22 protein-coding genes are annotated in these 25861 nt (G+C 69.9%); 12 read left to right on the forward strand and 10 right to left on the reverse strand.

Going from position 1 to position 25861, the window contains the following annotated elements:
* Nucleotides 1–2: 2 nt before the first annotated feature.
* The gene (locus tag ACQB60_RS29660; RefSeq protein ID WP_496929165.1) at nt 3–1841 is read right to left on the reverse strand and encodes an SGNH/GDSL hydrolase family protein; all 1839 of its coding nucleotides are present in this window, start codon (nt 1839–1841) and stop codon (nt 3–5) included.
* Between the two features lie 388 nt (nt 1842–2229).
* Here ACQB60_RS29660 and ACQB60_RS29665 point away from each other — a divergent pair, with 388 nt between their 5' ends.
* A complete protein-coding gene (locus ACQB60_RS29665; RefSeq protein ID WP_496929166.1) occupies nt 2230–2505 on the forward strand; it encodes a hypothetical protein in 276 nt (91 codons plus the stop codon).
* Here the strand turns inward: ACQB60_RS29665 and ACQB60_RS29670 are convergent.
* Together ACQB60_RS29670 and ACQB60_RS29675 are read right to left on the reverse strand one after the other, a co-directional pair.
* Nucleotides 2493–2681 carry a hypothetical protein gene (locus tag ACQB60_RS29670; RefSeq protein ID WP_496929167.1) on the reverse strand — a complete coding sequence of 63 codons (189 nt, stop codon included), beginning with the start codon at nt 2679–2681 and terminating at the stop codon, nt 2493–2495. The genes ACQB60_RS29665 and ACQB60_RS29670 overlap by 13 nt on opposite strands.
* A gap of 158 nt (nt 2682–2839) precedes the next feature.
* Nucleotides 2840–6043 carry an AfsR/SARP family transcriptional regulator gene (locus tag ACQB60_RS29675; RefSeq protein WP_496929168.1) on the reverse strand — a complete coding sequence of 1068 codons (3204 nt, stop codon included), beginning with the start codon at nt 6041–6043 and terminating at the stop codon, nt 2840–2842.
* A gap of 199 nt (nt 6044–6242) precedes the next feature.
* Between ACQB60_RS29675 and ACQB60_RS29680 the strand changes: the two genes are divergently transcribed.
* Nucleotides 6243–8423, forward strand: coding sequence for a regulator (locus ACQB60_RS29680; RefSeq protein ID WP_496929169.1), 2181 nt, complete (start codon nt 6243–6245; stop codon nt 8421–8423).
* 248 nt (nt 8424–8671) lie between these two features.
* Here ACQB60_RS29680 and ACQB60_RS29685 read toward each other — a convergent pair whose 3' ends face one another.
* Nucleotides 8672–9835, reverse strand: a complete 1164-nt coding sequence (locus tag ACQB60_RS29685) for a hypothetical protein (RefSeq protein WP_496929170.1) — start codon at nt 9833–9835, stop codon at nt 8672–8674.
* Between the two features lie 261 nt (nt 9836–10096).
* On the reverse strand, nt 10097–11263 hold the full coding sequence (locus ACQB60_RS29690) for a pentapeptide repeat-containing protein (protein WP_496929171.1): 1167 nt from the start codon (nt 11261–11263) through the stop codon (nt 10097–10099).
* Between the two features lie 320 nt (nt 11264–11583).
* Here ACQB60_RS29690 and ACQB60_RS29695 point away from each other — a divergent pair, with 320 nt between their 5' ends.
* The 5 genes from ACQB60_RS29695 to ACQB60_RS29715 all read left to right on the forward strand — a co-directional run bounded on the left by ACQB60_RS29695 (nt 11584) and on the right by ACQB60_RS29715 (nt 15418).
* Nucleotides 11584–12021: a DUF6278 family protein gene (locus ACQB60_RS29695; protein WP_496929172.1), complete on the forward strand. Its 438-nt coding sequence runs from the start codon at nt 11584–11586 to the stop codon at nt 12019–12021.
* Nucleotides 12022–12203: 182 nt separating this feature from the next.
* The gene (locus ACQB60_RS29700) at nt 12204–12947 is read left to right on the forward strand and encodes an amino acid ABC transporter ATP-binding protein (RefSeq protein WP_496929173.1); all 744 of its coding nucleotides are present in this window, start codon (nt 12204–12206) and stop codon (nt 12945–12947) included.
* Between the two features lie 16 nt (nt 12948–12963).
* Entirely contained in the window at nt 12964–13884 is a 921-nt protein-coding gene (locus ACQB60_RS29705; protein ID WP_496929174.1) for a glutamate ABC transporter substrate-binding protein, read from the forward strand.
* Between the two features lie 11 nt (nt 13885–13895).
* Entirely contained in the window at nt 13896–14540 is a 645-nt protein-coding gene (locus ACQB60_RS29710; protein WP_496929175.1) for an amino acid ABC transporter permease, read from the forward strand.
* On the forward strand, nt 14537–15418 hold the full coding sequence (locus ACQB60_RS29715) for an amino acid ABC transporter permease (RefSeq protein ID WP_496929176.1): 882 nt from the start codon (nt 14537–14539) through the stop codon (nt 15416–15418). Before ACQB60_RS29710 ends, ACQB60_RS29715 begins: the two co-directional genes overlap by 4 nt.
* Nucleotides 15419–15475: 57 nt before the next feature.
* On the opposite strand, the gene ACQB60_RS29720 is transcribed toward ACQB60_RS29715, so the two are convergent.
* Together ACQB60_RS29720 and ACQB60_RS29725 are read right to left on the reverse strand one after the other, a co-directional pair.
* The gene (locus ACQB60_RS29720; protein ID WP_496929194.1) at nt 15476–17119 is read right to left on the reverse strand and encodes an alpha/beta fold hydrolase; all 1644 of its coding nucleotides are present in this window, start codon (nt 17117–17119) and stop codon (nt 15476–15478) included.
* A gap of 127 nt (nt 17120–17246) precedes the next feature.
* Nucleotides 17247–18440, reverse strand: a complete 1194-nt coding sequence (locus tag ACQB60_RS29725; RefSeq protein ID WP_496929177.1) for a L,D-transpeptidase — start codon at nt 18438–18440, stop codon at nt 17247–17249.
* A gap of 203 nt (nt 18441–18643) precedes the next feature.
* On the opposite strand from ACQB60_RS29725, the gene ACQB60_RS29730 reads away from it, so the two are divergent.
* Nucleotides 18644–19105, forward strand: coding sequence for a hypothetical protein (locus ACQB60_RS29730; protein WP_496929178.1), 462 nt, complete (start codon nt 18644–18646; stop codon nt 19103–19105).
* A 32-nt stretch (nt 19106–19137) separates the two neighbouring features.
* On the opposite strand, the gene ACQB60_RS29735 is transcribed toward ACQB60_RS29730, so the two are convergent.
* Together ACQB60_RS29735 and ACQB60_RS29740 are read right to left on the reverse strand one after the other, a co-directional pair.
* Complete coding sequence (locus ACQB60_RS29735) at nt 19138–19734, reverse strand: snapalysin family zinc-dependent metalloprotease (protein ID WP_496929179.1); 597 nt, start codon at nt 19732–19734, stop codon at nt 19138–19140.
* 290 nt (nt 19735–20024) lie between these two features.
* Nucleotides 20025–20786: a hypothetical protein gene (locus ACQB60_RS29740; protein ID WP_496929180.1), complete on the reverse strand. Its 762-nt coding sequence runs from the start codon at nt 20784–20786 to the stop codon at nt 20025–20027.
* Nucleotides 20787–20890: 104 nt separating this feature from the next.
* Here ACQB60_RS29740 and ggt point away from each other — a divergent pair, with 104 nt between their 5' ends.
* From ggt to ACQB60_RS29760, 4 genes are all read left to right on the forward strand, one after another.
* The gene (ggt, locus tag ACQB60_RS29745; RefSeq protein WP_496929181.1) at nt 20891–22711 is read left to right on the forward strand and encodes a gamma-glutamyltransferase; all 1821 of its coding nucleotides are present in this window, start codon (nt 20891–20893) and stop codon (nt 22709–22711) included.
* 242 nt (nt 22712–22953) lie between these two features.
* A complete protein-coding gene (locus tag ACQB60_RS29750) occupies nt 22954–23385 on the forward strand; it encodes a hypothetical protein (protein WP_496929182.1) in 432 nt (143 codons plus the stop codon).
* Between the two features lie 130 nt (nt 23386–23515).
* Nucleotides 23516–24727 (forward strand): cytochrome P450, encoded by a 1212-nt coding sequence (locus tag ACQB60_RS29755; protein ID WP_496929183.1) that lies wholly within the window; start codon nt 23516–23518, stop codon nt 24725–24727.
* Between the two features lie 101 nt (nt 24728–24828).
* Complete coding sequence (locus tag ACQB60_RS29760; RefSeq protein ID WP_496929184.1) at nt 24829–25194, forward strand: hypothetical protein; 366 nt, start codon at nt 24829–24831, stop codon at nt 25192–25194.
* 100 nt (nt 25195–25294) lie between these two features.
* Here ACQB60_RS29760 and ACQB60_RS29765 read toward each other — a convergent pair whose 3' ends face one another.
* A complete protein-coding gene (locus ACQB60_RS29765) occupies nt 25295–25771 on the reverse strand; it encodes a hypothetical protein (RefSeq protein WP_496929185.1) in 477 nt (158 codons plus the stop codon).
* Between the last annotated feature and the right edge of the window lie 90 nt (nt 25772–25861).

Genomic DNA, 25861 nt, shown 5'->3' on the forward strand with positions numbered 1-25861 from the left:
GACTACCGAACCAACGACGTGAGATCCACGGACTCCGCCAGCGCGGCCAGCCCCGCATCCCCCGGGTGCAGATGATCCCCGCTGTCGTACGCGGGCAGCATCCGCGCCGGATGTGCGGGATCCCGCACCACCGCGTCGAAGTCGAGCACGGCGTCGAAGTCCCCGCCGCTGTCCCGCACATACGCGTTGACGGCCTGTCGCGCCGCGTCCACGCCCGCAGCCGAACACAGCGACTCGCCCTCGCACGGCGTGATCGTCGCGCCCACGACACGCAGCCCGCGCGCGTGCGCCCGCTGCGTGATCTCCCGTAGCCCGGCGATGACTTGACCGGCGGATGCACCCCAACGGACGTCGTTCACGCCCTGGAAGACGACGACCGTGCGCGCGGACGTCTGCGCGAGCACGTCCCGATCGAGGCGGTGCAGCGCGCTCACGCCGCCGGTGTCCGTGGAGACCCCATCACCGGGGTAGCGGTCGGAGGTGACGCGGTTGGCGGAGATGCCCTGGTTGAGGACGCCGTAGCGGGGCACGTCGTCCTGCGCCAGCAGGCGCGTGGCCAGGACGTTCGGCCAGCGCCGGTTCGCGTCCTGCGTCGACTTCTCGCCGTCGGTGATCGAGTCGCCGAGCGCCACCACGGACCCGGGCCCGCCGCTCACGTCCACGCCGGTGAGCAGCGGCCAGCTGGTGATCGTCGAGGTGTACGAGGCGGCGGAGCCGTCCGCCGCGTGGTCGCCGGGCTCACTCACGTACGAACGCTGGGCGGCCAGGCGGTGCAGCGGGGCGGCGGCGACGGTGTCGGGGAGGTGGAAGCTGACCAGGAGGTTCGCGTCGGCGGGCACGTCGAAGGAGAGCGGGTCGCTGAAGGACTGGGCACCCGCCGGGATCTCGGTGGCGCGGCGCCCGCCGAACGACAGCGGCACCGGCTCGCCCCGCGCTTCCGCACCCGCCTCCTGCACGGCGACGCTCGCGCTCCCGATCCGCACAGGGCTGCCCGCGAAGGTGTTGTCGAGGCGGATGCGAACGCGGGGGCCGCCGGTGCTGGTGTGCACGACGAGGCGCACGGTCCGGTCCGTCCACGGGCCCACCGTCGGGTACCCGGCGGTCGATGCGGACCACGTCCCCGTCCACCCCTTGGTGGCGGCCCGCACCGAGAGGGCGAAGACGTGCAGGCCGGAGCCGGAGGACCGGGAGAGCCGGGGGAGCTGGGGGAGCTGGACCGAAGTGACCTCGTGCGTACGGGAGATCGGCACCGTGATGACGTACAGCCGTGCCTTCTCGGTGAGTTGACCGGTCGGGGTGTTGATGTGGGGGAGCGCCACGGCCTTGGTGGCGAGGGGGCCGGAGCGCCAGTCGGGGGCGGTGAGGCGGTAGGTGCTGCGGCCGCCGTCGGCGTACCGGACCGTGCCGGTGCCGCTCGCCTCGCCCGCGGTGCCCGCGACGAGGAAGGCGAGGGCGTCGCCGCGGCCGTGCAGACGGACCTGCTGGCCGTTCGCCCGTACGTTGTCGGGCGTGCCCGGGGCGGTGCGCGGGATGCGCAGGCGGGCGCCGTCGACGGCGAGGGTGCGGCCGGAGGTCCAGCCCGCCGCGGAGAGGTCCTGCGCGGAGAGGGAGGAGCCCGAGCCGTCGAAGTCGGCGGCGCCGGGGCGGGCGTCGTCGCTGATGGCCCGGTTGTCGAAGAGCCGCTCCAAGGGGAGCGGCCCGGGTCTGGCCGCCTCGTGGGCGCCGCCTCGTACGGCTGCGGCTCCGGCTCCTGCTCCGGTTGCCGCCTCGGCGGTCGCGAGCGGCAACAGGCCCGCGAACAGGGCGAGTACGAGGGCCGTTCCCCAGGTGCGTCGGTGCACGGCGGACTCCTCGGGTGGTGATGGGCGCTGACGGGTGCGCCATGAAGCTAAGGAGGCGGCAGAGGCGCGTCAATGTGCCGGGCGTGAGGCGGGCGTGAACAGGACGCGAACGCGTACGCGCGCACTCGCTGGGGGGCGGGAGCGGTAGAGCCTCGCGGACCTCTGCGCTTCTCGCCTCTGCTCTTCTCGCCTCTCGCCTCTCGCCTCTCGCCTCTCGCCTCACCACACTCGATCCCGATCAGCCCGCACGCAACCAGGGGAAGGACCCTCCCAGGCTGGTCGCCGGTCGCCGGGCGGTGGCCCGAGCCGCGGACCCGCCTGGCCGGGCGCCCGCGCCCCCGCCCGGCCCGACCTGCGCCCCCGCCCACCCTCGCTTACCGTCGGGACTATGAACCCCGCACCGCGCAGCTTCGAGGTGTCGCTCTTCCCGAACCCGGTCGGCGAGGACCCGACGACGGCCGAGCCGCCCCGCGCGGTGCGCTCCGAGACCGTGGAATTCACCGGAGACGTCGGTGAGAGCGGCTACCCCCGGTACGAGGGCGGCGGCCTCCAGGTCGACATCGATCCCGAGGAGCGCACCGTCGAGGCGGCCACCGTCGACGGCGAGGAGCTGACATACGGCTGGCGGATCTCCGTGACCGGAGGCGGCGGTCAGTCGGAGTGAGGTGTCGCCGCCGTACGGGCGACGATCACCGTCGGGATGCAGGAGCCGAGGACTGAAGGCTGGTCGACGGGCCGGTGGAGCGCGGCGCTCCGGGCCTGGCTCTTCGCGAAAGGAACCGCATGGGCCGAGCCGGACATCGCCAAGGACAGCCCGGCCGCCAAGATGGGGAGGATCACGTACGATCCCAGTCGCATTGTGTTCAACTCACGCTCCTTAGTGCTTTGTTCGTTTCTGGAGCGGGATCTAATCACATTGGTGCGAGGGTTCGCGAACGCCGTGCCCCTCGCCATCATGGGTGATCGCTGAGCGTCAACCTCTGCGCAGGCGCGAAGAGTTACGCCCGCAATTGGTCAACTTCGATCAGGCGCTCGCGGATGCGCTCGGCGGCGGTCGGATCCAGTGCCTGTATGAGTTCCAGAGCGTGCCGCCACAGCTCCCGGGCCTCGTCCCGCAGCCCGGACTCCAGGTGGACCTCCGCGAGGCGGTCCTCGGCCCGGGCCTCCTCCACCGGGGCCTGGATGCGCCGGGCCGTGTCGCGCGCCGACTCGAGGTGGCTGCGGGCGGCGTCCAGGTTTCCGAGGCGGTGCTCGACGCTCCCGAGCAGCCTCCCGGCCTGAGTCTCCTCGATGGAGGCACCGATGTCCTGAGCCAGTGCGAGGGCCCGCAGCAGACGCGCCGCTGCCTTCGGGAAGTCCCCGGATTCCTCGTGCACGCCGCCCAGTTGGGTGAGAGTGATGGCCTCGTTCTTCAGGTCGCCCAGCTGTCGGAAGACGGGCAGCGCCTCTTCACACAGGGCGCGGGCCGTCTCGTACTGGCCGGTGGCGGCCAGCGCCTCCGCGAGGTTGATCGACAGCGTCGCCCGGTCCGCCCGGCTGCCGGCGTGCGCGGCGATGCGCAGGGCGTACTCAAGGGTTCGCCGGGCGAGCTCGGGGCTTCCCATGTGCTGGTGCAGGTTGCCCAGGTTGTTGAGCGTCTTGACCAGCATGCGCTGGTCGCGGGAGCTGCGGAATCCGCTGATGGCCTCCTGGAAGTGGCGCATCGCGGCATCGTGCTCCCCCAGGTAGAGGAAGGAGATGGCCATGTTGTTGCGGAGCCGTGCCTGGCGCCAGCTGTCCGACCGCGAGGTACAGAGAGGGAGAGACCGCCGGTAGAAGTCGAGCGCTCGCCGGTACCGTCCTGCGTGCCAGTGCAGGACGCCCAGTTCGCGCAGGCCGTCCGCCTCCGCCTCCGGCTCGCGGAGGCCATGGGCAATCCGGACCGCCTGCTCCATCAGGGCTTCGGCACGCTCGTAGCCGCCGGTCGCTGCGTGCGCGGCGCCGAGTTCGAGGAGCGAGTGGCACTGAGCGCCCTCGTGGGTCGTCCGCCTCCAATACGCCACGGCGGTTTCATTCAGGCGTACGGAATCCGCCCAGTAGCACTCGCCGTCGAGGAAACCCGCCAGCACATGGCTGATCAGGGCGGCGTGCAGGGCCAGGCCATGGCGGCGCGCGAGTTCCTCGGCGCTGAGCAGGTTGGGCCGTTCGGTGTCGAACCAGGCGAGCGCGTCCTGGGCCGTCGCGGGCGCCGGCAAGGGGACGCTGCCGTCCGTGCCGGTGCCCGGCCGGGCCGCCAGCTCCGCGTTGACGTCGAGCCGGCTTCTGCGCGGGTACGCCACGCGGTCGCATCGGTCCGCGGCGCGGAGGTAGTAGGTGACGAGTCGCGAAGCCGCCTCGGCCCGGTCGGAATCGGTGTCCTTCGCGGCGCAGAGGAGCCGCGAGAACTCGCCCAGGAGGTCGTGGAACCGGAATCGGTGGGGCAGCGGTTCCTCGACGAGGTGCGACTCGAGCAGCGCGTCGAGCAGGAGCTCCGCCTCCTGGACCGTGTGGCCGCACAGAGCCGCGGCTGCGTGCACACCGAACTCCGCGCCCGAGTGCAGGCTGAGCAGGCGGAACGCGGTCTGCGCTGCTGACGACAGCGTCTCGTACGAGACTTCGAAGGGGCGGGCGATGGTCGAGTATCCGTCACGGATCTCGCCGAGTCGACCGCTGGTGCCGGAGAGCCGGTCGCGCAGCACAGCAGGGGTCCACGAGGGGTGGGCGCTGAGCCGGTTGGCGGCGATCTCTATCGCGAGCGGCAGATATCCGCAGCGCCGCACGATCTCGCCGACCACCTCCTGGTCCGCGTCGTGGCCGAGCCCGGCGGAGGCCAGAAACAGCTCGTGGGCCTGCTCGTACGGCAGTACGTCGAGAGACAGGGTGTGGCCGCGCTCCAGGCCGACGATGCGTCGACGGCTGGTGATCAGGGTGAAACAGGCGGGGGCATCGGGAAGTAGGGGGCGGACCTGCTCCGGTCCCGCCGCGTCGTCGAGAACGATCAGTACGCGTCGGTCGGCGAGGAGTGTGCGCCACAAGGCGGAGCGCTCGTCGAGGTCTGCAGGAATGGACTGCGGCGCTATCTTCAGGAGGCGCAGCAGCGTGGCGAGCGCGGTGTCGGGGGTCAGCGGTTTCTGCCCCTGGGCGTGGGAGCGCAGGTTCACGTAGAGCTGTCCGTCAGGGAAGAGGGCCGCGAAGTCGTGGGCGGCACGGATGGCGAGGGCGCTCTTGCCGACGCCGGCCATGCCGGAGATCGACTCCAGAGTGACGACCGAGCCGTTCTCCGGTGCCGTCACCATCGCTGCCCGGATGCGCTCCAGCTCCTCTTTTCTGCCCACTAATCGGACATGGCGCGGGAGATGTCCGGGGGCGGGGCGCGGCGGGCGGAGCTCCGTCCGCCGCGGGGGCTCGGGACCGGCCGAACCGGTGAGGTCCCGCACCGGTCCGCGAGCCAGGATGTGGCGGTGGACGCGGACGAGTTCCTCGCCCGGCTCGGTGCCGTAGTGCGTGCGGAGAGTACGGCGCGCGTCCTGATAGACGCGGAGGGCGTCCGCGTGGCGGCCGCTGCCGTAGTGGGCTGTCATCAGCTGGCTCACCAGGGTTTCGTCGGCCGGGTGTTGGTCCACGAGGAGGGTCAACTCGCCGGTGATCTCCGGGTACTGGCCCAGGCGCAGATACAGGCCGATGCGTGCGGAGAGCAGACCGCGTCTCTTCTCCGACAAACCGGTGCGCATCTGCTCGGGCCACAGGCCCGCGAGGCCGGCGAGCGGCTCGCCGGTCCAGAGGGACTCCGCCTCCGTCATGAGCTCGATGGCGCGCGGTCCCTCGTCCTCGCCCGCGACGGCTCTCGCCCGGTCGTAGAGGCGCTGGTAGCGGTGCCAGTCGACGTCGTCGGGTTCGGCCTCAAGGGTGTAGGTGTGGGCGCGATGAGTGATCACCGGGAGTGGGCCGCCGTCCACCGCCGTCCGCATCGCGCGCCGTATGCGGGAGACGTAGGTGTGGATGTTGTCGCGCGGCCGGGACGGAGGGTGAGAGTCCCACAGATGGTCGGCCAGGGTGTCCAGGGCGATGGGGCGCCCGACGGCCAGGGCCAGGGCAGCGATCAGCATCCGCTCCTTGTCGGAGCCGAGACCGAGCCGGCCCTCCGGGGTGTGGAGGCCGACGGGGCCGAGGATATGGATCTCCACCAGCGTTCCTCTCGCCGGCACCCGTATCAGAAGGCCACAGAATGACACTGTGTGACCCAGGACACCAGGCGCCATCGAACGGTCGGCCGAATCTTTGTCCTTACGAGCGTGGCGTGGCGGGTAGGGCTTCTGTGATCCGGGTCAGTCGCCGAGCGAGTGCCGTCGCCGCGCTCCGGCACGTGATGACGGGGGGCGTCGAGTGGGCGGTCACACCAACGAGATCGGCGGCGGCGCACAGCTGAGCGGGGTCACCGTCCAGGCAGGGGCGGTGCACGGCGGCATCCACGCCTACCTCCCACAGGCTGCCGTTCCCACACCGCGCCAACTCCTGCCCGTCCCTGCGCACTTCACTGACCGGGAGGGTGATCTGGCGGCACTGGGGCGGCTCGCGACGCGGCGTTCCGGACAGTCGGCCGGTACGCGGCTCGTCGTGGTGACCGGCCCCGCGGGGGTGGGGAAGACCTCCCTGGTCACCAGATGGCTCCGCACGGCCCAGGGTGAGTTTCCCGACGGCCAGCTGTACGCGGACCTGCGCGGCCACACCGTCGCGGGTGCCGCCCCGCCGGGGGAGATCCTCGGGCAGTTCCTGCGCGCCCTGTATGCCGGCCAGGTGCCGCACGGCCTTGCCGAGCGGACCGCCCTGTGGCGCTCGCTCACCGAGGAACTGCGCCTCGCGGTCATGCTGGACAACGTCAGTACGGCGGCACAGGCCCGGCCGCTGTTCCCCGGTTCGGGACGCAGCCTCGTCGCTGTCACCAGCCGTCGGCTGCTGACCGGTCTGCGCATCGACGGCGCGGAGTTCCACACGCTCGGAGTGATGCCGCCCGCCGCTGCGGAGGAGCTGCTGATCCGGGGGATCGGCCGGGAGCGGGTCGAGTCGGACACCGCCTCCGCGCGACGCGTGCTGAGCCTGTGTGCGGGGCTGCCCCTGGCCGTGTGTGTGGCCTCCGCCCGCCTCGCCGCCCGGCCCCGGCAGCCGGTCCGGGTCCTGGCGGACGCGCTCGCCCGGGAGCGGGACCGGCTGAGTCTGCTGGCCGTGGACGGAGAGGCAGCCGTGCGAAGTGCACTGGACGATTCATACCGAGGACTCTCCGCGCCGGCGGCCCGCCTCTACCGGTGCCTCGGGCAGCTGCCCACGCCGCTCCTGGACAGCCATGTCGCCGCAGCGGCGGCCGGCTTGCCGCTGTCGGCTGCGGAAGGGCTCCTCGACGTCCTCGTCGAGGCCAACCTGCTGGAGGACACTGGCCCCGATCAGTACCGGTTCCACGATCTGATCCGCCTGCACGCCCAGGAGCGCGGCGCCGCGACCGACTCCGGCGAGGACGACGGAGACCCGCTGCGGCGCGTCGGTGACTGGTACCTGGCCACGGTGACGGAGGCGGAGAAGATGATCACGCCCGCCCAGTTCACCCTGGACCGCGACTATGTCCACCGGCCATCCCTGGAGCCCGTGTTCACGACCGAACCGGATGCGCTGACCTGGCTGGACCACCACCGCATGAACCTGATGGCGCTGCTGCGTACCGCGGCGGACCGCTCCTGGCACACTCTGGTCTGGCAGCTCGTCGACGCGATGTGGCCGCTCTTCCTTCGGTTGCGCCACTACGACTCGTGGATCGAGGCCCATGAACTCGGTCTCGTCGCCGCGCGGCACGCGGGCCATGCGGCTGCCGAGCGGCAGATGCTCAACTCAGGGGCGATCGGACTGGGCGCGGCGCAGCGCACCGAGGACGCGATCGTCTGGTACCGGCAGTCGCGCGAGGCCGCCCGCCGCGGCGGTGACCGACGCGACGAGGGACAGGCCCTGCTCGGCCTTGGCGGCGCCTACTTCGAAGAGGGGCGGTTGCCGGAGGCCATGACCTACCTGGAGCAGGCGGTGGCGGCGTGGGTGGAGACCGGATACGCGCGGGGTGAGGGCCTCGCGGGCATCCTCCTCGCGGAAGTGGCGCTCGCCCGCGACGAACCGCACCGGGCGGTGGAGCTCCTCACCACCGCCCGCGCGACGCTCCTGGCCGTCGATGACCCGCACGACGCGGCGCGCGCCCTTGCCTTCCTCGGCCGCGCCCACGCCCGAGCGGGGGAGCACACGACGGGGATGCGCGAACTCGGCCTCGCACTGGGCGTGTTCGAGGACTCAGGAGCGGCCCACTGGCAGGCCCGCACCCTGGAGATGCTGGGGCAGACCGCAGCTGAGGGCGGGGACGAAGCCGCCGCCCGCGGCCACTACGAGCGCGCGCTCGCCCTCTGTGTTCCCATCAGCCTCAGTGACGCCGACAGGGTCAACGGCCGCCTCGCCGCCCTCGCCCCGGCCGCCCCCAAGGACGCGCCAAGTCCCGCTGCTCACCAACACGTTGTGCAGGAAGGCCGAGAGGGTGAGTGACGCGGTACCCGGCAGGGCGACGGCGAGGCACACTTCCCTCCGGCTCCTGGCCACCCATCCCCCGTCTCCGACGGGCAGCACGACGACGGCGCACCCTGGGCTGCGGAACAGCAGGTCCCCGCACTCCGCCACGGCCTCGCGCACGCCGGGGCGGGGCAGCCGCCCGCACAGGACGTCGGCGAGCTCGTGCCGCGACGCGCCCCTGCCCGCGTCCACATCGACGACGAGACACTCTCCGTGCGTACGGATCACGACACGGACACCTCCGTCTCCGTCCCCATGCCCGTCCCAGGCCAGACACGCGTGGCGTCCGGCACCGGCGGGGGAGGCGTCAGCGGTGCGTGGGCCGGCTGGCCCAGGCCCACCAACTGGTACAGCAGGGCACGGATGTTGCGGTTGAACCGGCCGGGTTCGGAGGTGATGCGCGCCGAAACGGCCTCGTAGGCGTCCCTGCGGTACTCGGCGCGCGCGTATGCGAGCTGGTCGGCGAGCGGATGCCACGGCGACAGGGCCGGCGCGAGCAGGCTCAGGTCGGCTGCGGGAGAAGCCGGGTTGAGCTCCTGCTCCCCGCAGGCCGCCAGCAGGATGGGCGACCCGGTGAGAGTGCCGTAGAGCGTCACCGAGCCGTGGTCGCCGACGATGAGGTCCGCCGCACACAGCACGGACCGCCAGTCCATGTCCGGTGGGACCACACCGAGTCCGTTCCCGGTCCAGGAGGCGAGCCACGCCCGGACCTGCCGCGTGCCGTGCCCCGACCACACATTGGGGTGGGCAAGCAGGACCACGCGCGAACCACCGCCCCTCGCCAGGTCCATCAGCCGCGGCAGCAGCATGTCGAAGCGCGCGAAGGCGGAGCCGGGTCCCCAGGTCGAGGTGACGGCCAGGAGCTGCTGCTCCACGCCGACCCCGAGAGCGCGGCGATAGGCGTCCCGGTGCGGCAGCCCGGCGACGATCCGGTCCCGCACGGGGTCGCCCACGACCCGCGCCACGGGGAGCGCCGCGGGGCAGCTCCGCGCGAGCGCGTCGAGGTCGTCCCGGTGGGCCAGGACCACGGCAGCGGGCAGCCGGCCACCCGGCATCACGTCCTGCGGCTGCAGCCCGCAGACCTGCACGCCGGGCACGCCCCTGAACCGCTTCACGAAATTCGCCCCGTGCGGCAGTAATACGAGAGGCGCCTGCACCTCCGCCACGGACCGGGGCCCCGCCGCGAGGGCGAGGTCGAACTCTGTACGGACGGCGTCCGCCCAGGGCAGCACGGCACTCCCCGCCCGCTGCAGGAAACGCGTGACCCCGTCACCGAGTTCATGCGCGGGCGTGGTGAACACCACCTGGATCCGGTGGTCGTGTTCGAGCAGCGAAACCACGTCGAGCAGCCGCTTCCCGTAGGTCACGGTGTGGGCGACGACCAGCACAGTCTTACGGCCCGTCAGCGTCAACCACTGCCGGACGGGGACCTGTTCGGAGCTCCCTGAGAATGTACGGAATGCAGACAAGGATTCCCCCCGTGTCGCATCGTTGGATTCATCCGGAACGTCGAGCCCCGGCCCCGAGCGGCAATGCGCGCCGCCACGGCGGGGGCCGACAAGGGGCGAATGCCCGTGCGGCTGGACGGAGTGCTTGACGGGTGCTTGCAGAAGTCCTGCAGTGCGCTCAGGCGGGCGGCCTGGTGCAGATCACCGGGTGCCGTTGGCGCTCAGGACCTTCGCCACCTCGGGATCGGCTGCGACATCGGGCGGGAGCCGGGTGTCGCGGAGTCGTGCCGAGAGGACTTGGCCCGCTATCAGGTTCCTGACCGATTCAAGGTCTGCCCGGGTCAGGTCCGCGTTCGTAAGGTCAGCCAAGTCCAATTGTGCGCCGCCGAGTTGAGCTGACCGCAGGATGGCGCCTCTCAGGTCGGCGTCACTGAGGTCGGCGTCATGGAGGACCGCGTCGCGCAGAGCCCCTCCGGTGAGCCGGGCGTACGCCAGCTGCGCACCGGACAGGTCGGCTCCTCGCGCACCCACAGCTGTGAGATCGACCCGGGCCAGCCTGGCCCGTGAGAGATCCGCATCCCGCAGCCACGCCTCGCTGAGGCTCGCCCGGTACAGGTTCACTCCGGTCGCCATGACCTCCCTCAGGTCCGCCCTCACCAGCTGTGCGTCCTCCAGGTCCGCCCCGCTGAGGTCGCACCGGCGCAACTCCGCTTCCGACAAGTCCACTTCCCGTAGGTTCGCCGAGCGCAGGTCGGCCCCGGGCAGTTTGACCCCTCGCAGGTGCAGGCCGTGCAGATCGAGCCGGTGCAGGGTCTCGACGGACGCGCGGAACCCGGGCCGGGTGATCGTGGCCAGCGCTGCCTGCACGTCCGGCTCGGGCTCGCCGGGCAGCTTCGGGCCGCGTACATGGCCCAGTTGGGCTCCCGGATCAGTGGCCGGGCGGCGCGGTACCTGCTTGCGGACGAATGCGTTGAGGATCTGCTGGACGTGGGTCGCCTGGTCAGGGGCGTCCTGCGCCACCTGCTCCAAGGCGACGATCGCGCCGATACGGACGTACACCTCGGCGGAGCCGAGCCGCTCCAGAGCCTTCACCATGCGATCGGTGACCTGGCCGCGCCGGGAGAGGCGATAGGTGCGCGCGGTGTAGGCCAGTGCGACGCCACCGCCGACGGCCGCCAGGAACTGGATGGCCGCGAGCCGGAACTGTCCCTCGGCCTGGGCCCGGGCCTCCGGCGGCAGCTCTGTCCAGCCGTGCCGGGCCATCGGCACCACGGCCCGCCACGGGGAGCCGGCCCACCCCCAGGTGGCCGCCCCCACCACGATGATCGCGGCCGTGGCGGCGGCCCTCGTGGCAGCGCGGCCTCTCACTCTGCCTATGACGGAGATGCGCATACCGCATGACACCGCGAATGCCCGGAGCCCGGCGTGGACTTGAACCAGTTATGAGCTCGTCTCGCGTCTCCGGGAGTCCGGCACAGGCGGACACGGAGCCGAGGAGGACATGCCGGGGCAACCCGCGTTTCACCTGATTCCGTGAACAACATACGCAAGATACATTCTGTGGAATGCGAGGACGGCTTGCGCTCGCCCGCCATGCTGCGCGCTGTGAACGGTCCACCAGGAATCGGAGTTGCACGACCGCGAACAGCAGCGCAACCGGCGGACACACCCCCAAGGAGAGGCCGATCATGCACATTCCCTTCCTCGACAAGTGGCGCAAACGGCAGGCCGCCCCCGACTCCACTCTTGCCACCGCCTTCGAGGACGACCCGGACGGCGTGGCCGAGCTGCTCTCCGAGTGCGAGCTGTTGCGCTCCCAGGCGGGGGCCGCCGGGCTCGAACTCGACGATTCCGCCGCCTCGTTGGCCGCGCTCGACCAGCTTCTGCCGCGCTGGCGCGACGATCCCGAGGTGCTGCCCTGGCTCGGCAACGACGCCGGGCTCTATCTCGGCACGGTCATCGTGCGCACCGTGCCCGGCGCCCACTGGCACGTGTGGCCGGGCGGCAGTCCCGTCGTGCGCCTTGCCTCCGGGCGGGAGATCCAGGTCGTCGAGGCGGGGCTGGACTGGGCCGTGCACGGGGCGCCCGAGCTCTCCCAGGTGCACGCCGAAGCCTCGGAGGTGTGACCGCCCCGCCCGTGTGCCAGGTCGTGCCAGGTCCTGTACCTGGTTGCGTAAGGGCGAGTGACCTCCCCGTTATGTAGCCTCAAATACGGTTAATGCCCATAAGTGCGTGTCGTCCATTAAGTCCCGTTTTTGCGTGGATAGTTTGCGCGGACGTACACAGCAGAGAGTGGGCAGGTCGTGCCATGGCCGTCGATCCGTTGATCGAGCTGCGTGATGTGAACAAGTACTACGGGGAGCTGCATGTCCTCCAGGACGTCAACCTCACCGTCGGCAAGGGGGAGGTGGTCGTGGTCATCGGCCCGTCAGGGTCGGGCAAATCAACACTCTGCCGGACGATCAACAGGCTGGAGACGATCCAGTCGGGGTCCATCCAGCTGGACGGTCAGCCGCTGCCCGAGGAGGGCAAGGCCCTCGCGAAGCTCCGAGCCGAAGTGGGCATGGTCTTCCAGTCCTTCAACCTCTTCGCCCACAAGACGGTCCTCCAGAACGTCTCCCTCGCCCAGGTGAAGGTGCGCGGCCGCAAGAAGGACGAGGCCGACAAGCGTTCCCGTGAGCTCCTCACCCGCGTGGGACTCGAAGCCCACGCCGAGAAGTTCCCGGCGCAGCTCTCCGGCGGCCAGCAGCAGCGCGTGGCCATCGCCCGCGCCCTCGCCATGGACCCCAAGGCCCTCCTCTTCGACGAGCCGACCTCGGCCCTCGACCCGGAGATGATCAACGAGGTCCTGGAAGTCATGCAGCAGCTCGCGCATGACGGGATGACCATGGTCGTCGTCACCCACGAGATGGGCTTCGCCCGGTCCGCGGCCAACCGCGTGGTCTTCATGGCGGACGGGCGCATCGTCGAGGACCGCGCCCCCGAGGACTTCTTCACCGCCCCGGAGAGCGAGCGCGCCCGGGACTTCCTCTCCAAGATCCTCAAGCACTGACGGGGGTGAACCGCTCTTGAGAACGACCACTGCGCGCCGTGCGGCGCGGACCCTCGCGGCCCTGGTGCTCACCGCGCTCGTCGCCTCCTGCGGCAAGTCGGGCAGCCCGCCCGTGAAGGGGCCCAAACCGGAGCAGCTGCCCAAGTACCAGGTGGCGCAGGACTTCCAGTTGCCGCAGTCCGGGACCTGGAAGAAGGCCAAGCGGCGCGGGCACTTCGTCGTCGGTGCCAAGGAGGACCAGCCGTATCTCGGCGAGAAGGACCCGGCCACCGGGAAGTACTCCGGCTTCGACATCGAGATCGCCAAGATGATGTCGGCCTCGCTCGGGCTCGACCCCAAGGGCATCCAGTTCAAGACCATCGCGTCGGCGAACCGGGAGACCGCCCTGCAGAACGGGCAGATCGACTACTACGTCGGCACGTACACCATCAACGACAACCGCAAGAAGCTCGTCGGGTTCGGCGGCCCGTACTACATGGCCGGGCAGGGGCTGCTGGTGCGGCACGACGAGGACGACATCAAGGGGCCGCAGGACCTGGACGGGAAGCGGGTCTGCTCGGCGGCCGGGTCGACCCCGTACCAGCGCATCCAGAAGGACTACCCGAAGGCGACCCTCGTCGCGTACGACACGTACTCGGTGTGTGTGGACAACCTGCTCACCTATCAGGTGGACGCCGTCACCACCGACGACGCGATCCTGATCGGGTACGCCGCCAAGGTCCCGGACGAACTCAAGGTCGTCGGCAAGCCGTTCTCCAAGGAGCCCTACGGGATCGGTGTCCCGAGGAGCGACAACGCCCTGCGGTTCGCCCTCGACGACGCCCTCGCCGCCCGCGAGAAGGACGGCGACTGGAAGAAGGCGTACGACGCGACGCTCGGCCTCTCCGGCGTCCCGGCGCCGCAGCCGCCCGCCATCGACCGCTACCCGGCGAGCTGAGGAGGCGTCACGTGGACGTACTGACAGACAACTTCTCCACCTTCGGCAAGGGCTTCGTCGGCACCGTCGAGCTCACCGTGTACGCCTCGATCCTGGCGCTTGTGCTCGGCTTCCTGATGGCCTCGTTCCGGGTGGCGCCCGTCGGGTCCTTCCGGGTCTTCGGCACGGCGTGGGTGACGGTCCTGCGCAACACCCCGCTGACGCTGCTGTTCTTCGCGGTGCTGCTCGGCCTGCCGCGCTTCGGACTCGTGCTGCCCTTCAAGGTGTTCGCGGTCCTCGCGCTCGGCTGCTACACCTCGGCCTTCATCTGCGAGGCGCTGCGCTCCGGCATCAACACCGTGCCCAGGGGCCAGGGCGAGGCGGCGCGCAGTCTCGGCATGACGTTCGGGCAGACCCTGACGAACGTGATCCTGCCGCAGGCGTTCCGGTCCGTGATCCCGCCGGTCGGCTCCACGCTCATCGCGCTCGCCAAGAACTCCGCGATCGCGGGCGCGTTCAGCGTCACCGAGCTGCTCGGCACGTACAAGACGCTCAGCGAGCTCGGCTACAACATCATCTGGACCTTCGTCTGGATCGCGGTCGGGTACTTGATCATCACCCTCGCCATCAGCGCGATCTTCAACATCCTCGAAAAGCGCTGGGGAGTCGCCCGATGAAAGCCCTCGACCACAGCGCGACCGCGCTCTACGACATCCCCGGTCCCAAGACCGAGCGCCGCCACAAGCTGTACGGGGTGCTCTCCACGATCGTCGTGGCCGGCCTGGTGGCCTGGATCCTCTACCTCCTGTTCGACACCGACCAGTTCACCGCCACCAAGTGGGCTCCCTTCGAGTACAAGGGAATTCAGGAGCTACTGCTGCGGGGCCTCGGCAACACGCTCAAGGCGTTCGCGATCGCCGCGGTCCTCTCACTCGTCCTGGGGACGGTCCTCGCCGTCGGCCGGCTCTCCGATCACCGGCCGGTGCGCTGGGTGGCCACGCTGATCGTGGAGTTCTTCCGCGCGATGCCCGTCCTGGTCATGATCTTCTTCGTCTTCGTGGCGCTGAAGGTGCAGCCGCTGCCCGCCCTGGTGGCCGGTCTGACGCTCTACAACGGCTCCGTGCTCGCGGAGGTGTTCCGCTCCGGGGTCAACTCCGTCGACCGGGGGCAGCGGGAGGCCGCGTACGCGCTGGGGATGCGCAAGACGCAGGTCATGGCGCACGTCCTCGTGCCGCAGGCCGTGCGTGCGATGTTGCCCGCCATCATCAGCCAGTTGGTGGTGGCCCTGAAGGACACGTCACTCGGCTATCTGATCACCTACGAGGAGTTCCTCCACGCCGGGAAGCTGATCGCGTCGAACCTCGACTACGATTTGCCCTTCATCCCCGTGGTCATGGTGATCTCGCCGATCTACATCGGGATGTGCATGTTGCTGTCGTGGTTCGCCCAGTGGGTGTCCAGGCGTCAGCGGCGCAATCCCAAGACCGAGGCCGTGGAAGTCGCCCCGGCCGAACCAGGGACGCTGCTGCCGAGGGGAGTCCCCCCTGGTCATTAGGACCTTGGGGGAGCAGTAGCCAACGTAGGGCCATGCCCGCCCGGCAGCAGCCGGTGATCACTGCTCGCGCAGGGGGATCGACACGTATGACGGGTCGTTCTTCGGCGAGGAGAAGGTCAGCTGTGCGCCGGTCGGGTTGTGCTCGATGTAGAGCGGGTCGACCGTGTCGACGACCAGGGCGAGCTTGTGTCCGGCTGGTACGTCGTAGGCCGTGGAGAACAGCTCCAGGTCCACGCCGAACGACTTCCCCGGGGTCTTCCCGTGGAAGGTGTACGGCGCGTTGGTGACCAGCTTGCCAAGGCCGAGCGGGCCCACGTCGTAGAGATAGGCGACGAGGGTGCCGCTCTCCTTGGTGGGGGTGAGCGTGGTGTGCAACTTCGTTGTCCCGCGCACGCGTTGAGGGGCGGAATACCTCTCGGACTGCCAGACCGCGGTGTGCTTGCGGGGCAGCAGCGGGATCGACGCCATCGGGGGGATCTTCAGGAACTGGTCCAGGGCGTTGGAGAGGATCGCGATGCCGCCGTTGGCTCCCGAGTCGACGTTGGCGCCGATGGTGGTGGTGCCGCCGAGGTCGATCTTCCTCTTCGTGGCGCCGACCGACTTCCAGTCCGGATAGCCCTCGTAGCCGCCGCTGGAGCGGGACTTGAGCTGGACGGGCTGCTCGCGGTCGATGCCGTTGTCGTCGCCCTTGAGGTAGTGGTCGAACCACCGCTGGGTGCTGGTCCAGGTGTCGTTGGGGAGGCCGAGGAGGCCGGTGGCCTCGGCGGTGGCGTGGTCGCCGGGGCGGAGTTCGAGTCGTTTGGGGCCGGTCAACTTGCTGTAGAACTCGGCGTATTGATTGGGATTGAAGAGGGTGTCGCCCCAGGCGTTGCCCAGCATGACGGCGGCGCCGTTCTTGTTGATCCGGTCGACGTAGGTCGCGGGGGAGCGCTTCTTGCCCCACGCGATCATCTCGTCCTCCTTGTCGAGCTTCGACCCGAGGAAGTCCTTGAGGGTCTGCTCCAGTTCGGGGCTCGGGCGGCCGGTGAGGTAGCCCGCGCCGCCGAGGAGGGCGGCGGCCTGGAGGTGCTGGGTGCGCCCGCTGTAGATGGAGTCGATCAGGTCGCCCCAGCCGCTCATGGCGGCAACTGCCTTGACCCGCTTGTCGTGCCCGGCCGCGAGGAGGCTGATGCCCGCGCCGTACGAGACGCCCGCCATGCCGACCTTCCGCGGGTCGGCCGGGGTGTTCGCGAGGGTCCAGTCGATGACCTTGGAGGCGTCGGCGATGTCCTTGGGGCCCGCGGTCTCGATCTTCCCGCCCGACTGCCAGAAGCCGCGGGAGTTGTAACTGACGACGACGTAGCCGGAGTTGGCGAGTTTCTGGGCCTGGGCGACGTATTCGATCTGGGGCATGGCCCAGCTGGTGGGCAGGATGATGGCGGGGTACTTGGTGCCCGTCTTCGTGGTTGTCGCGCCCTTGGCTGCGTCCTTGGCTGCGCCCTTCGGGGTGAAGACGTTGGCCTTGAGGGTGGTGCCGCCGGCGCCGGGGATGTCGACGAAGCGGGCGTCGGCGCCGGTGGAGCTTGCCGTGGGGGGCTTCTCGGTGGGGGCGGTGGGCGCGGCCTGGGCTGTGGGGGCCAGGCCGAAGGCGGCGCCCGCGATCAGGGTCGCGGAGACGCCGCCCACGGCGGCCGTGCGCGCGGTGCGGTGCGGGTGTCTCACGGGTGTCACGGGTCACTCCCACTCATCGTTGAAGTGCAAAGTGACCCGACGGTAACCATGATTGTTTACCGGGGGTAACCCGTCGGTAAGTTACGTCCCGGTAACGATAGTTGCGGCTACGCGGCGCCTACTTCAGGGCGCTCTTCGCCTGCCAGTCGCCCCACTTGATGTTCCACTCGCCGTAGCCGTTGCCCGGGTCCGGGACGCCCTTCGAGCCGCTGCCGGTGACCTCGAAGGGGTCGCCGATCTGGACCTGGCCGTACATCCAGGAGGCGTTGGCGTCGCTCATGCCGATGCAGCCGGAGCTGTGGTTGGTGTTGCCGAAGTACGAGGCGTTCCAGGGGGCCGCGTGCGCGTACATGCCCGACCAGGTCAGGCGCATCGAGTAGTCCACCATCTTGTTGTACGAGTCCCCGAGGCCGACCGTCTCGGAGCGCATGTTGATCGTGCCCTCCTTGGCCATCAGGACGGAGGTGCCGCCCCACGACGCCTTCTCGCCGCCCGGGGTGCCCGCCGACATCGGCACCGTCTTCACGGTCTTCCCGTCGCGTATGAGTGTCGCCTGCTTGCTGTCCAGGTCGACCTTGACCAGCTGGTTCTTGCCGATGGTGAAGTTGGTGTCGTAGTCGCGCACGAACCAGCCGCCGTCGCCGCCCGAGTCGATGCCGCTCAGGTCGGCGTCCAGCTTCACCTTCGTACCGGACTTCCAGTACTCCTTGGGGCGCCAGTCGACGCGGTCCTTGCCGGAGTAGTCCTTGATCCAGCCCCAGGAGCCGGTGGTGTTGTTCGAGGTGGAGACCTTGAGGTGCTTCTCGACCTCGGCCTTGTTCTTGACCGGGTGGTCGAAGACGATCGACAGCGGCTGGGCGACGCCGACCGTCTTGTCCTTGCCCGGGGTGAGCGTCAGCTTGTTGACCTTGTCCGGGGCGGCCGTCTTGAACGACGCCTTCGCGAGGCCCTTGTCCGTGTCGGCCTCGACCTTGTAGTCGGCGCCCGGGGCGACCTTGCGGTCCGAGGTCCAGGTCTTGCCGTCGGCGGAGACCTTGCCGCTGAGCTTGCCGCCCTTGGTGTCGGCGACGGTCACCTTCTTCAGCTTGCCGTTCTTGGCGGTCACCTTGACGGGCTGGCCGGCCTTGGCCTGGTCGCCCTGGAGGTTCACGGAGATCTGCGCCTTGTCCGCGATGTCGGCGCCCGCCGAGCCGCCGCCCGAGCAGGCGGTCAGGGCGGCGGCGGCCAGGGCGGCCGTGCCCGCGAGTACCGCGTGCCGGGTGCGTATCCGGGAGTGCAGCGGGCGGCGGCTCGAAGAGCGGTGGTGCTTCAAGGGGACGTACCTCCGTGCGAACGTGATCTGCCCGGAGAGAGGGGGGTAGGTCCCCTTGGGTTGCCTGTTGGGCTGTTTTTCACAGCTTCGTCATGGATTGACTCCGTTTCGTGGTTGCGTCATTGCTGGGAGTGGTCGCTGCGGACGGTCGCGTCGACGGCGGCGGCATGGTGCGGAACGTCCTGCTGATCTAGGGTGCGGCGGTGGATATCGGGACGCTCATAGGCACGGGGCTCGGAGCTGTCGTCGGCGTCGGCTCCACATTGATCGCGGATCGCGTCCGCTGGAAGCGCGACCAGTCGATGCGACAACAAGAGCTGAAGCGGCAGCTGTACGGCGAGTACCTGGTGGCGCTCACACGGACACGAAATCAACTCAAGGATCTCGTTCGACTGCCGAACCTCGCAGCTGAAGAGCGCGCACAGCGAGCCGGTGACCTGTACAGAGAAGGCGGCGCGTACGAGATTCGCTATCAGATGGCGATCACTGCGCCCAAGCACATCGTTGAGCCTTCGGAGAATGCTCTGCGGCGCTTACGGGACCTGCGGGACAGAATTCAGGAGAACGCCCCCGGGACACAGTTGGATTCGGAGTTCGGCCGTCTGATCAAGGCCATCAAGACGCTCCGAGACGCGATGCGAACGGACCTCGGCTCGGACCTTTGAGTTTTGCCCGTGGGTTTGGCGGTGGGCGCCGATCAGCGCGAGGCGACGGGAGCCCGGCCGGACCAGACGTCGATCACCACCGGGTGGTGCTGCGGGCGCGTCACCGGTGACCCGGCGGCGTAGTTGCTGTCGACCTGTGCCGCCTCGGCCGCGTTGGGCTTGGCGTTCTTGCAGGAGGTGCCGGGGCCGTGGCCGGACATGAGCTCCGAGCACGGGCCGCTGTAGTGGTCGGGCAGTCCGAGGATGTGGCCGGTCTCGTGCGCCGCGATCCGCGTCGGGTCGTGGCCCTCGTCCACCGCTTGCTGGCCCAGCTGCACCTCGCCGTTGCCGCCGGGGAAGATCGGCCCCAGCGTGGCCTGCGGCCAGCCGCCGGTCGCTTCGTAGACGAAGTCGGCCGAGCCGGGGGTGGGCGCCGGTTCGAGGCGTACGTTGTGCACCGCCTCGTTCCAGTTCTGCACGGCCTGCTTGATCGGGCCCGCCCACTGGCCGGCCGCGCCGGCGTCATAGGTCAGGGTGACCACCGCCGGGGCGGCGTGCGGCGCGGGGTGCGCGGCGGCGACGCCGACGCCGACCGTGGAGCTCAGCAGGGCGGGGATGAGTGCCGTCAGGACGGCTATTCGCTTCCTCATGAGACTGATGCGCCTCCGTGAGTCTCAGGTGTTGCCCGGTTGCCCGCAGTAAACGAGGTCATCGTGGTCATGACAACCCTTCCGGTGGAGCTCGGCCCCGGCTGCTGCGAGGTCGACTCAAAATGCACCACGGGCCCGGCGTGTGAGCGGGACGTATATCGGCGACAGGTCGAAGCCCTGCCGTCCGCTTGGACGGCAGGGCTCCCGACCTGCTGGGTCCGGCCAGGGGGGCAGGGGCCAGGGGGCCAGGGGGCGGAAGGGCAGCGCCTCCAACGGAGGAACCGGCGCCGTCACTTGGCGCGATGCGCACCCTTGCCGTTGGCGGCCACCGGCGGCGGAGTCTGGGCCGCGCGCGTCACGTCCGCGACCAGCTCGACGACGTCCGGGCCGTACGCCTGGGAGTTGACCACCTTCAGCAGCAGCACGAAGGCGTTGTTGCCGTTCTTGCGGGAGAGGCGTTCGTGGTGGCGCGCCAGGTAGCGGGTGGCGGCCTGGCTGGTGACCGCGCGCTGGCCGCAGAAGAGGAAGACGGGGCGGGCCTCGGTGCCCTGCCCGGCCGTGAGGCGGGCGAGGATCACGTACTCGGCTATGCCGCCCTCGAGGCGGTAGCGCTCGCTGCCGATCTGGAAGGCGCCGCGGTCCGGACCCGGCTCCGGGTCGGTGTTCACGCGGACGCCGGGCAGGAGCGAGTGCATGTGCGCGGCCATGCGGCGGTTGGCCGCCGGGCTGCCGACGCAGAACTCGGTGCGCTCGCCGAAGCTCTGCTGGGCGGCGTCGTGCGCGATGAGCTGGGCGTGGGCGCCGCAGTCCTTGATGAGCGCGGCGAGTTCGAGGAGCGCGGACACGTCGTGGCGCACCACGGTGAGCTCCGGGCCGCCCGCGTTGTCGCGGTTGACCACGAGCAGCGACTCGGAGTTGTCGGGCAGCCCGAAGAAAGCCTGCTTGCGGCGGAGTCTTCGTTTCCACAGGTAGGTGCGGGCGAGCCAGCCCAGCACGGCACTGAGGCCGACCGCGATCAGGCCGAGGACGATATTGCGCACGTCTTCAGTCATGGGGGCGCATGCTAGCGGGCCCCTGGACCGGTGTTCGAGGGGGACCTGACGCGCGCGGGGACCCGAAGTTACGCTGCGCAGACGCCTGTTGACTGGAGGTACGAATGCGCCGCGCTGTCGTACGGAATCTGACGCTATTGGCGGTCGGTGGGGTATTGGTGTCGGTCGGTGCGGCCGCGCCCCCTTCGTCTACGCGTTCAGCGGAAACGGCCTCGTCGTCGTCGCCGGAGAAGGTGCCGGTCGCCGTCGGGTACGGCGGGGCCGTCGCGAGCGTCGACGCCGATGCCTCCGCCGCCGGGATCGAGGTCCTGAAGAAGGGCGGCAACGCGGTGGACGCCGCCGTCGCGACGGCGGCCGCGCTCGGCGTCACCGAGCCGTACTCGGCGGGAGTGGGCGGGGGCGGCTACTTCGTCTATTACGACGCGAAGTCCCGCAAGGTCCACACCCTGGACGGCCGTGAGACCGCCCCGCTCACCGCCGACTCCGGCCTCTTTCTGGAGAACGGCAAGCCGCTCCCCTTCGAGGACGCCGTCACCAGCGGCCTGGGCGTCGGCACCCCCGGCACGCCCGCCACCTGGCAGTCCGCGCTCGACTCCTGGGGCAGCAGACACCTCGGCACGCTGCTGAAGCCCGCCGAGCGCCTAGCCCGCGACGGCTTCACCGTCGACAAGACGTTCCGCTCGCAGACCGAGACCAACCAGAAGCGCTTCGCGGACTTCCCCGCCACGGCGAAGCTCTTCCTGCCGGGCGGGCAGCTCCCGGTCGTCGGCTCCACCTTCAAGAACCCTGATCTGGCGCGCACCTACAAGGAGTTGGGGGAGCGGGGGATCGGCGCGCTCTATCGGGGTGGGATAGGCAGGGACGTCGTACGGACGGTGAACAAGCCGCCCGTGGACCCGGCGTCCGGTCGCAACGCCCGGCCCGGCGACCTGTCGCTGAAGGACCTGAAGGTGTACGAGGCGAAGCGCCAAGCCCCGACCCGCACCTCGTATCGCGGGCTCGGCGTCTACTCCATGGCGCCTTCCTCGTCGGGTGGCACGTCGGTCGGTGAAGCCCTCAACATCCTTGAGCGGACCGACCTTTCGAAGGCGACGCAGGCCAAGTACCTGCACCGCTACATCGAGGCGAGCCGCATCGCCTTCGCGGACCGGGGGCGGTGGGTGGGCGATCCCGCCTTCGAGGACGTACCGACGAAGGAGCTGCTCTCGCAGAAGTACGCGGACTCGCGGGAGTGCCTGATCCGCGACGACGCGGTGCTGACCAGTCCGCTGGCGCCGGGCGACCCACGGCACCCGGCGGGGTGCGGGGGCGGTGGGACCGCGGCCCCGACGACGTACGAGGGCGAGAACACGACGCATCTGACGGCCGCCGACAAGTGGGGGAACGTCGTCTCGTACACCCTCACCATCGAGTCGACGGGTGGCAGCGGCATCACGGTGCCCGGCCGAGGTTTCCTCTTGAACAACGAACTCACCGACTTCTCGTTCGCGCCCGCCAACCCGGCCGTGCACGACCCGAACCTGCCGGGGCCCGGCAAGCGGCCGCGGTCGTCGATCGCGCCGACCATCGTGCTCGACAAGCACAACAAGCCGGTGGTGGCGCTGGGTTCGCCTGGTGGCGCGACCATCATCACGACCGTCCTGCAGACGCTGACGGGGTTCGTGGATCGCGGGCTGCCGCTGGTGGAGGCGATCGCTGCGCCGCGCGCGAGTCAGCGCAACGCGGCGCAGACGGAGCTTGAACCGGGGCTGTGGGACAGCCCGTTGCGCGGTGAGTTGGAGAAGCTCGGGCACTCCTTCAAGCAGAACCCGGAGATCGGGGCGGCGACGGGCGTGCAGCGGCTCGCGGGAGGGAAGTGGCTCGCGGCGGCCGAGAAGGTACGGCGGGGTGGGGGGTCGGCGATGGTGGTGTCGCCGGGGAAGTGAGGAGCGGGCGTGCGGCGGCTTTGAGGAGCAAGTAGCTGCGAAGCGTGCGGTGCGGGTGCGGCCACGGGATGGGTCACGTGGCCGCACCCGCGTGTCGTGGGACCCGTATCAGCGGTGGTGTCAGGGCGGTGACAGGGGGCTGACAGGCCCGGCGGCGAACGTAGGGGCATCAAGAGTTCGGCCGCTGCGGAGAACAGCCCGTAGCCACCAGTAATCAGCCACCAGTAATAGGGAGCCCCGCCATGAACGCCAAGACCGTGAACACCAAGCCCGTCACCCTCTCCGAGCAGGACAAGGACACCCTGCGCACCGCCGCCTGGGGCGCCGTCTCGCTGATGTCCGCCGCCGGTGCCGCGGGCTCGGCCCACAAGGTCGGCACCCACGGCTCCATCGCTCTGACCTCCGCGACCGGTCTGGTCGGGCACGTGCTGGCCGGAAGGGGGAAGATCAAGGACCTCAACGGCCGCTCCACCGCCGAGCTCGCCGACCACGTGCTGCCCGCTCTGACCGCCACCGTCGCCCTGCTGACCGAGCAGGACCCGGCCGAGGCCGACAACTTCCGCAGCACCATCGATGTCGTCGTCGAATCCTCGATCCGCGCTCAGAAGGGCGGGGCGACGAGCCCCGCCATGGCCGAGATGGCCCGCAAGATCACCGAAGCTCTCCACTCCTGACTTCGCGTTCCTGACTCCTGCTTGCCCCTTGCCCTTGCCCTTGCCCTTGCCCTTGCCCTTGCCCTTGCCCTTGCCCCTTGCCCCTTGCCCTTTGCCCTTTGACCCCTGACCGCTGATCGAAGGAATGGTCATGACCGAATCCGTCCACACCGTCACGACGCTGCCGACAGCGCGTCAGGCCGGCTGCCCCTTCGACCCGCCCGCGGAGCTGACCGAGGCCCGCAGCCATGGCCCCATCAGCCGTCTCACCCACCTCGCCCCCGGCGGCAAGCCCGGCTGGCTGATCACCGGATACGACCTGGTCCGCTCGGTCCTCGCCGACTCGCGGTTCAGCTCGCGCAAGGACCTCATGAACCTGGTCGACTTCGAGCTCCCTCCGGCGCCGCCCGGCGAGTTCCTGCTCATGGACGAGCCGCAGCACAGCCGCTACCGCAAGCCGCTGGTGGGCAAGTTCACCGCGCGGCGCATGCGTCTGCTCAGCGAGCGCATCGAGCAGATCACCGCCGAGTGTCTGGACGCCATGGAGGAGGCGGGCCCTGCGGGTGACGGTCAGCCGGTGGACCTGGTGACCGCGTTCGCCAAGCCCATCCCGACCATCATCATCTGTGAAATCCTCGGAGTGCCGTACGAGGACCGGGCCTCTTTCCAGGAACAGATTGACAAGTTCATGAACGGGGAGGTGAGCGAGGAGGAGCTGATCGCGGCCTACACCGCGACCCAGCAGTACCTCGAACAGCTGGTGGCTGCCAAGCGCGCGCACCCCACCGACGACGTACTCAGCGAGCTCACCGACAGCGACCTCACCGATGAGGAGCTGAAGGGGATCGGCCTGATCCTGCTCGCGGCCGGGTTCGACACGACCGCGAACATGTTGTCCCTCGGCACCTTCGCGCTGCTGGAGAACCCGGCCCAACTGGCCGCGCTGCGCGCCGATCCCGGTCTCATCGACCAGACGGTGGAGGAGCTGCTGCGGTATCTGAGCGTCGGCAAGTCGTTCATGCGGACGGCGCTGGAGGACGTCGAGCTGGATGGCCAGACGATCGAGGCCGGCACGACGGTGATCCTCTCGTACCACACGGCCAACCACGATCCGGAGCGCTTCACCGACCCCCAGGTGCTCGACATCCACCGGAAGGACGGCGGCCACCTGGCCTTCGGCCACGGCATCCACCTGTGCCTGGGGCAGCAACTGGCCCGCGTCGAAATGCGGGTGGCTCTCGCAGCGCTGGTGCAGCGCTTCCCCACGCTGCGCCTGGCGGTACCGGCCGACGAGGTCGGGCTGCGCCCTGAGACCGCGGACATCTACGGGGTGAAGAACCTCCCGGTCACCTGGGGCGTGTGAGTGCCAACTGCTGTGCGTTGGCAAGTTGTTGGTGCGCCTCCCTAGCGTTCTGCTCGTCCGGCCGCCGCGTGGTGACCGGAGAGAACGACGAGGGAGAGCACGTGAGCAAGACGAGGTTGCGCAGGATGGGCACGGTGGCCGCGGTGGGGGCCGCCCTGCTCGCGGGGGCCGTCACGGCGGCACCGTCGGCAGCCGCGGTGGGCAGCAAGGCATGCTCCAAGAACGTGACGAATCACTGGCGGCACATCGACATCTTCAGTTACGAAGGCCACAACCACGAGTCGTACATGCACAGCGGGCCGGGCGCGACGTACAAGATCACCAAGGGGCTGTTCTACCAGGACAACTTCAAGGCGTACTGCAAGGGCCTCAGCTCGCACGGCAACTGGTGGTACTACGCGAAGCTGCCCAGTGGGAAGAAGGGGTGGATCGAGGCGAGGGACAGCGCCAAGGGCCGCAGTTACTAGGTAATCCGCGTGACCCGGGTAACCCTGTAATCCGAGTAAGCCGCGAGGCCGCACCCGTTCCGTACGGGTGCGGCCTCGTCTGCTTTTGCGCCCGCGTCTGTCAGGGGGCGAGCGGGTAGGTCTGCGAAGGGCCCGAACCCTCCGGGCGCTTGTCGAGGTAGACGACCTTCAGCCGGGAGAAGTACGGGGCCTTGCCCTTGCGGGCGACGGGGCGGTACGCCTCCACGCCCACCCAGAAGGTGTGGAAGTGGCCCTCGGCGCAGTCCGGGACGCAGTCGTTGGCGACCTGGCGCCCGACACCGTGGGCGATGCGGCCGCTCCAGTCGGCCCAACGCAGGCCCCGCAAGCCGTTGTTGCCGTCCCCGCAGGCCAGCATGTAGTCGCCGGGCTTGACCTGGCCGTGGCCCAGGCAGTCGACCAGGACCGGGGAGCGGTGTGAGGGCTTGGCGCCGGACGGTGTGGGGGTGGCGTCTGCGGCGGTGGTGGCGGAGGCGGGGATGGCTGCGGTCAGCAGGAGGGCGGCGACCGACAGGGCGGTGCTGAAGGCGGTGCTGAGGGGGCGGCTGCTGGACGGCATGAGCGGGGGCCCTTCCGGTGGGGGGATGGGTGGACGGGGACGGGGGGCGAGGGAAGAGGGATGGGAGCGGGCGGAGGCAGCTGTATGGAA

This window comes from Streptomyces odontotermitis, from assembly GCF_050510915.1.
Taxonomy (GTDB): Bacteria; Actinomycetota; Actinomycetes; order Streptomycetales; family Streptomycetaceae; genus Streptomyces.

What these genes read in the sequence shown, in the direction of transcription:
- ACQB60_RS29665 (WP_496929166.1), top strand. Translation starts at nt 2,230, where the DNA reads ATGAACCCCGCACCGCGCAGCTTCGAGGTGTCGCTCTTCCCGAACCCG.
- ACQB60_RS29695 (WP_496929172.1), top strand. Translation starts at nt 11,584, where the DNA reads ATGCACATTCCCTTCCTCGACAAGTGGCGCAAACGGCAGGCCGCCCCC.
- ACQB60_RS29700 (WP_496929173.1), top strand. Translation starts at nt 12,204, where the DNA reads ATGGCCGTCGATCCGTTGATCGAGCTGCGTGATGTGAACAAGTACTAC.
- ACQB60_RS29715 (WP_496929176.1), top strand. Translation starts at nt 14,537, where the DNA reads ATGAAAGCCCTCGACCACAGCGCGACCGCGCTCTACGACATCCCCGGT.
- ACQB60_RS29735 (WP_496929179.1), bottom strand. Translation starts at nt 19,734, where the DNA reads ATGAGGAAGCGAATAGCCGTCCTGACGGCACTCATCCCCGCCCTGCTG.
- ACQB60_RS29740 (WP_496929180.1), bottom strand. Translation starts at nt 20,786, where the DNA reads ATGACTGAAGACGTGCGCAATATCGTCCTCGGCCTGATCGCGGTCGGC.
- ggt (WP_496929181.1), top strand. Translation starts at nt 20,891, where the DNA reads ATGCGCCGCGCTGTCGTACGGAATCTGACGCTATTGGCGGTCGGTGGG.
- ACQB60_RS29750 (WP_496929182.1), top strand. Translation starts at nt 22,954, where the DNA reads ATGAACGCCAAGACCGTGAACACCAAGCCCGTCACCCTCTCCGAGCAG.
- ACQB60_RS29755 (WP_496929183.1), top strand. Translation starts at nt 23,516, where the DNA reads ATGACCGAATCCGTCCACACCGTCACGACGCTGCCGACAGCGCGTCAG.
- ACQB60_RS29765 (WP_496929185.1), bottom strand. Translation starts at nt 25,771, where the DNA reads ATGCCGTCCAGCAGCCGCCCCCTCAGCACCGCCTTCAGCACCGCCCTG.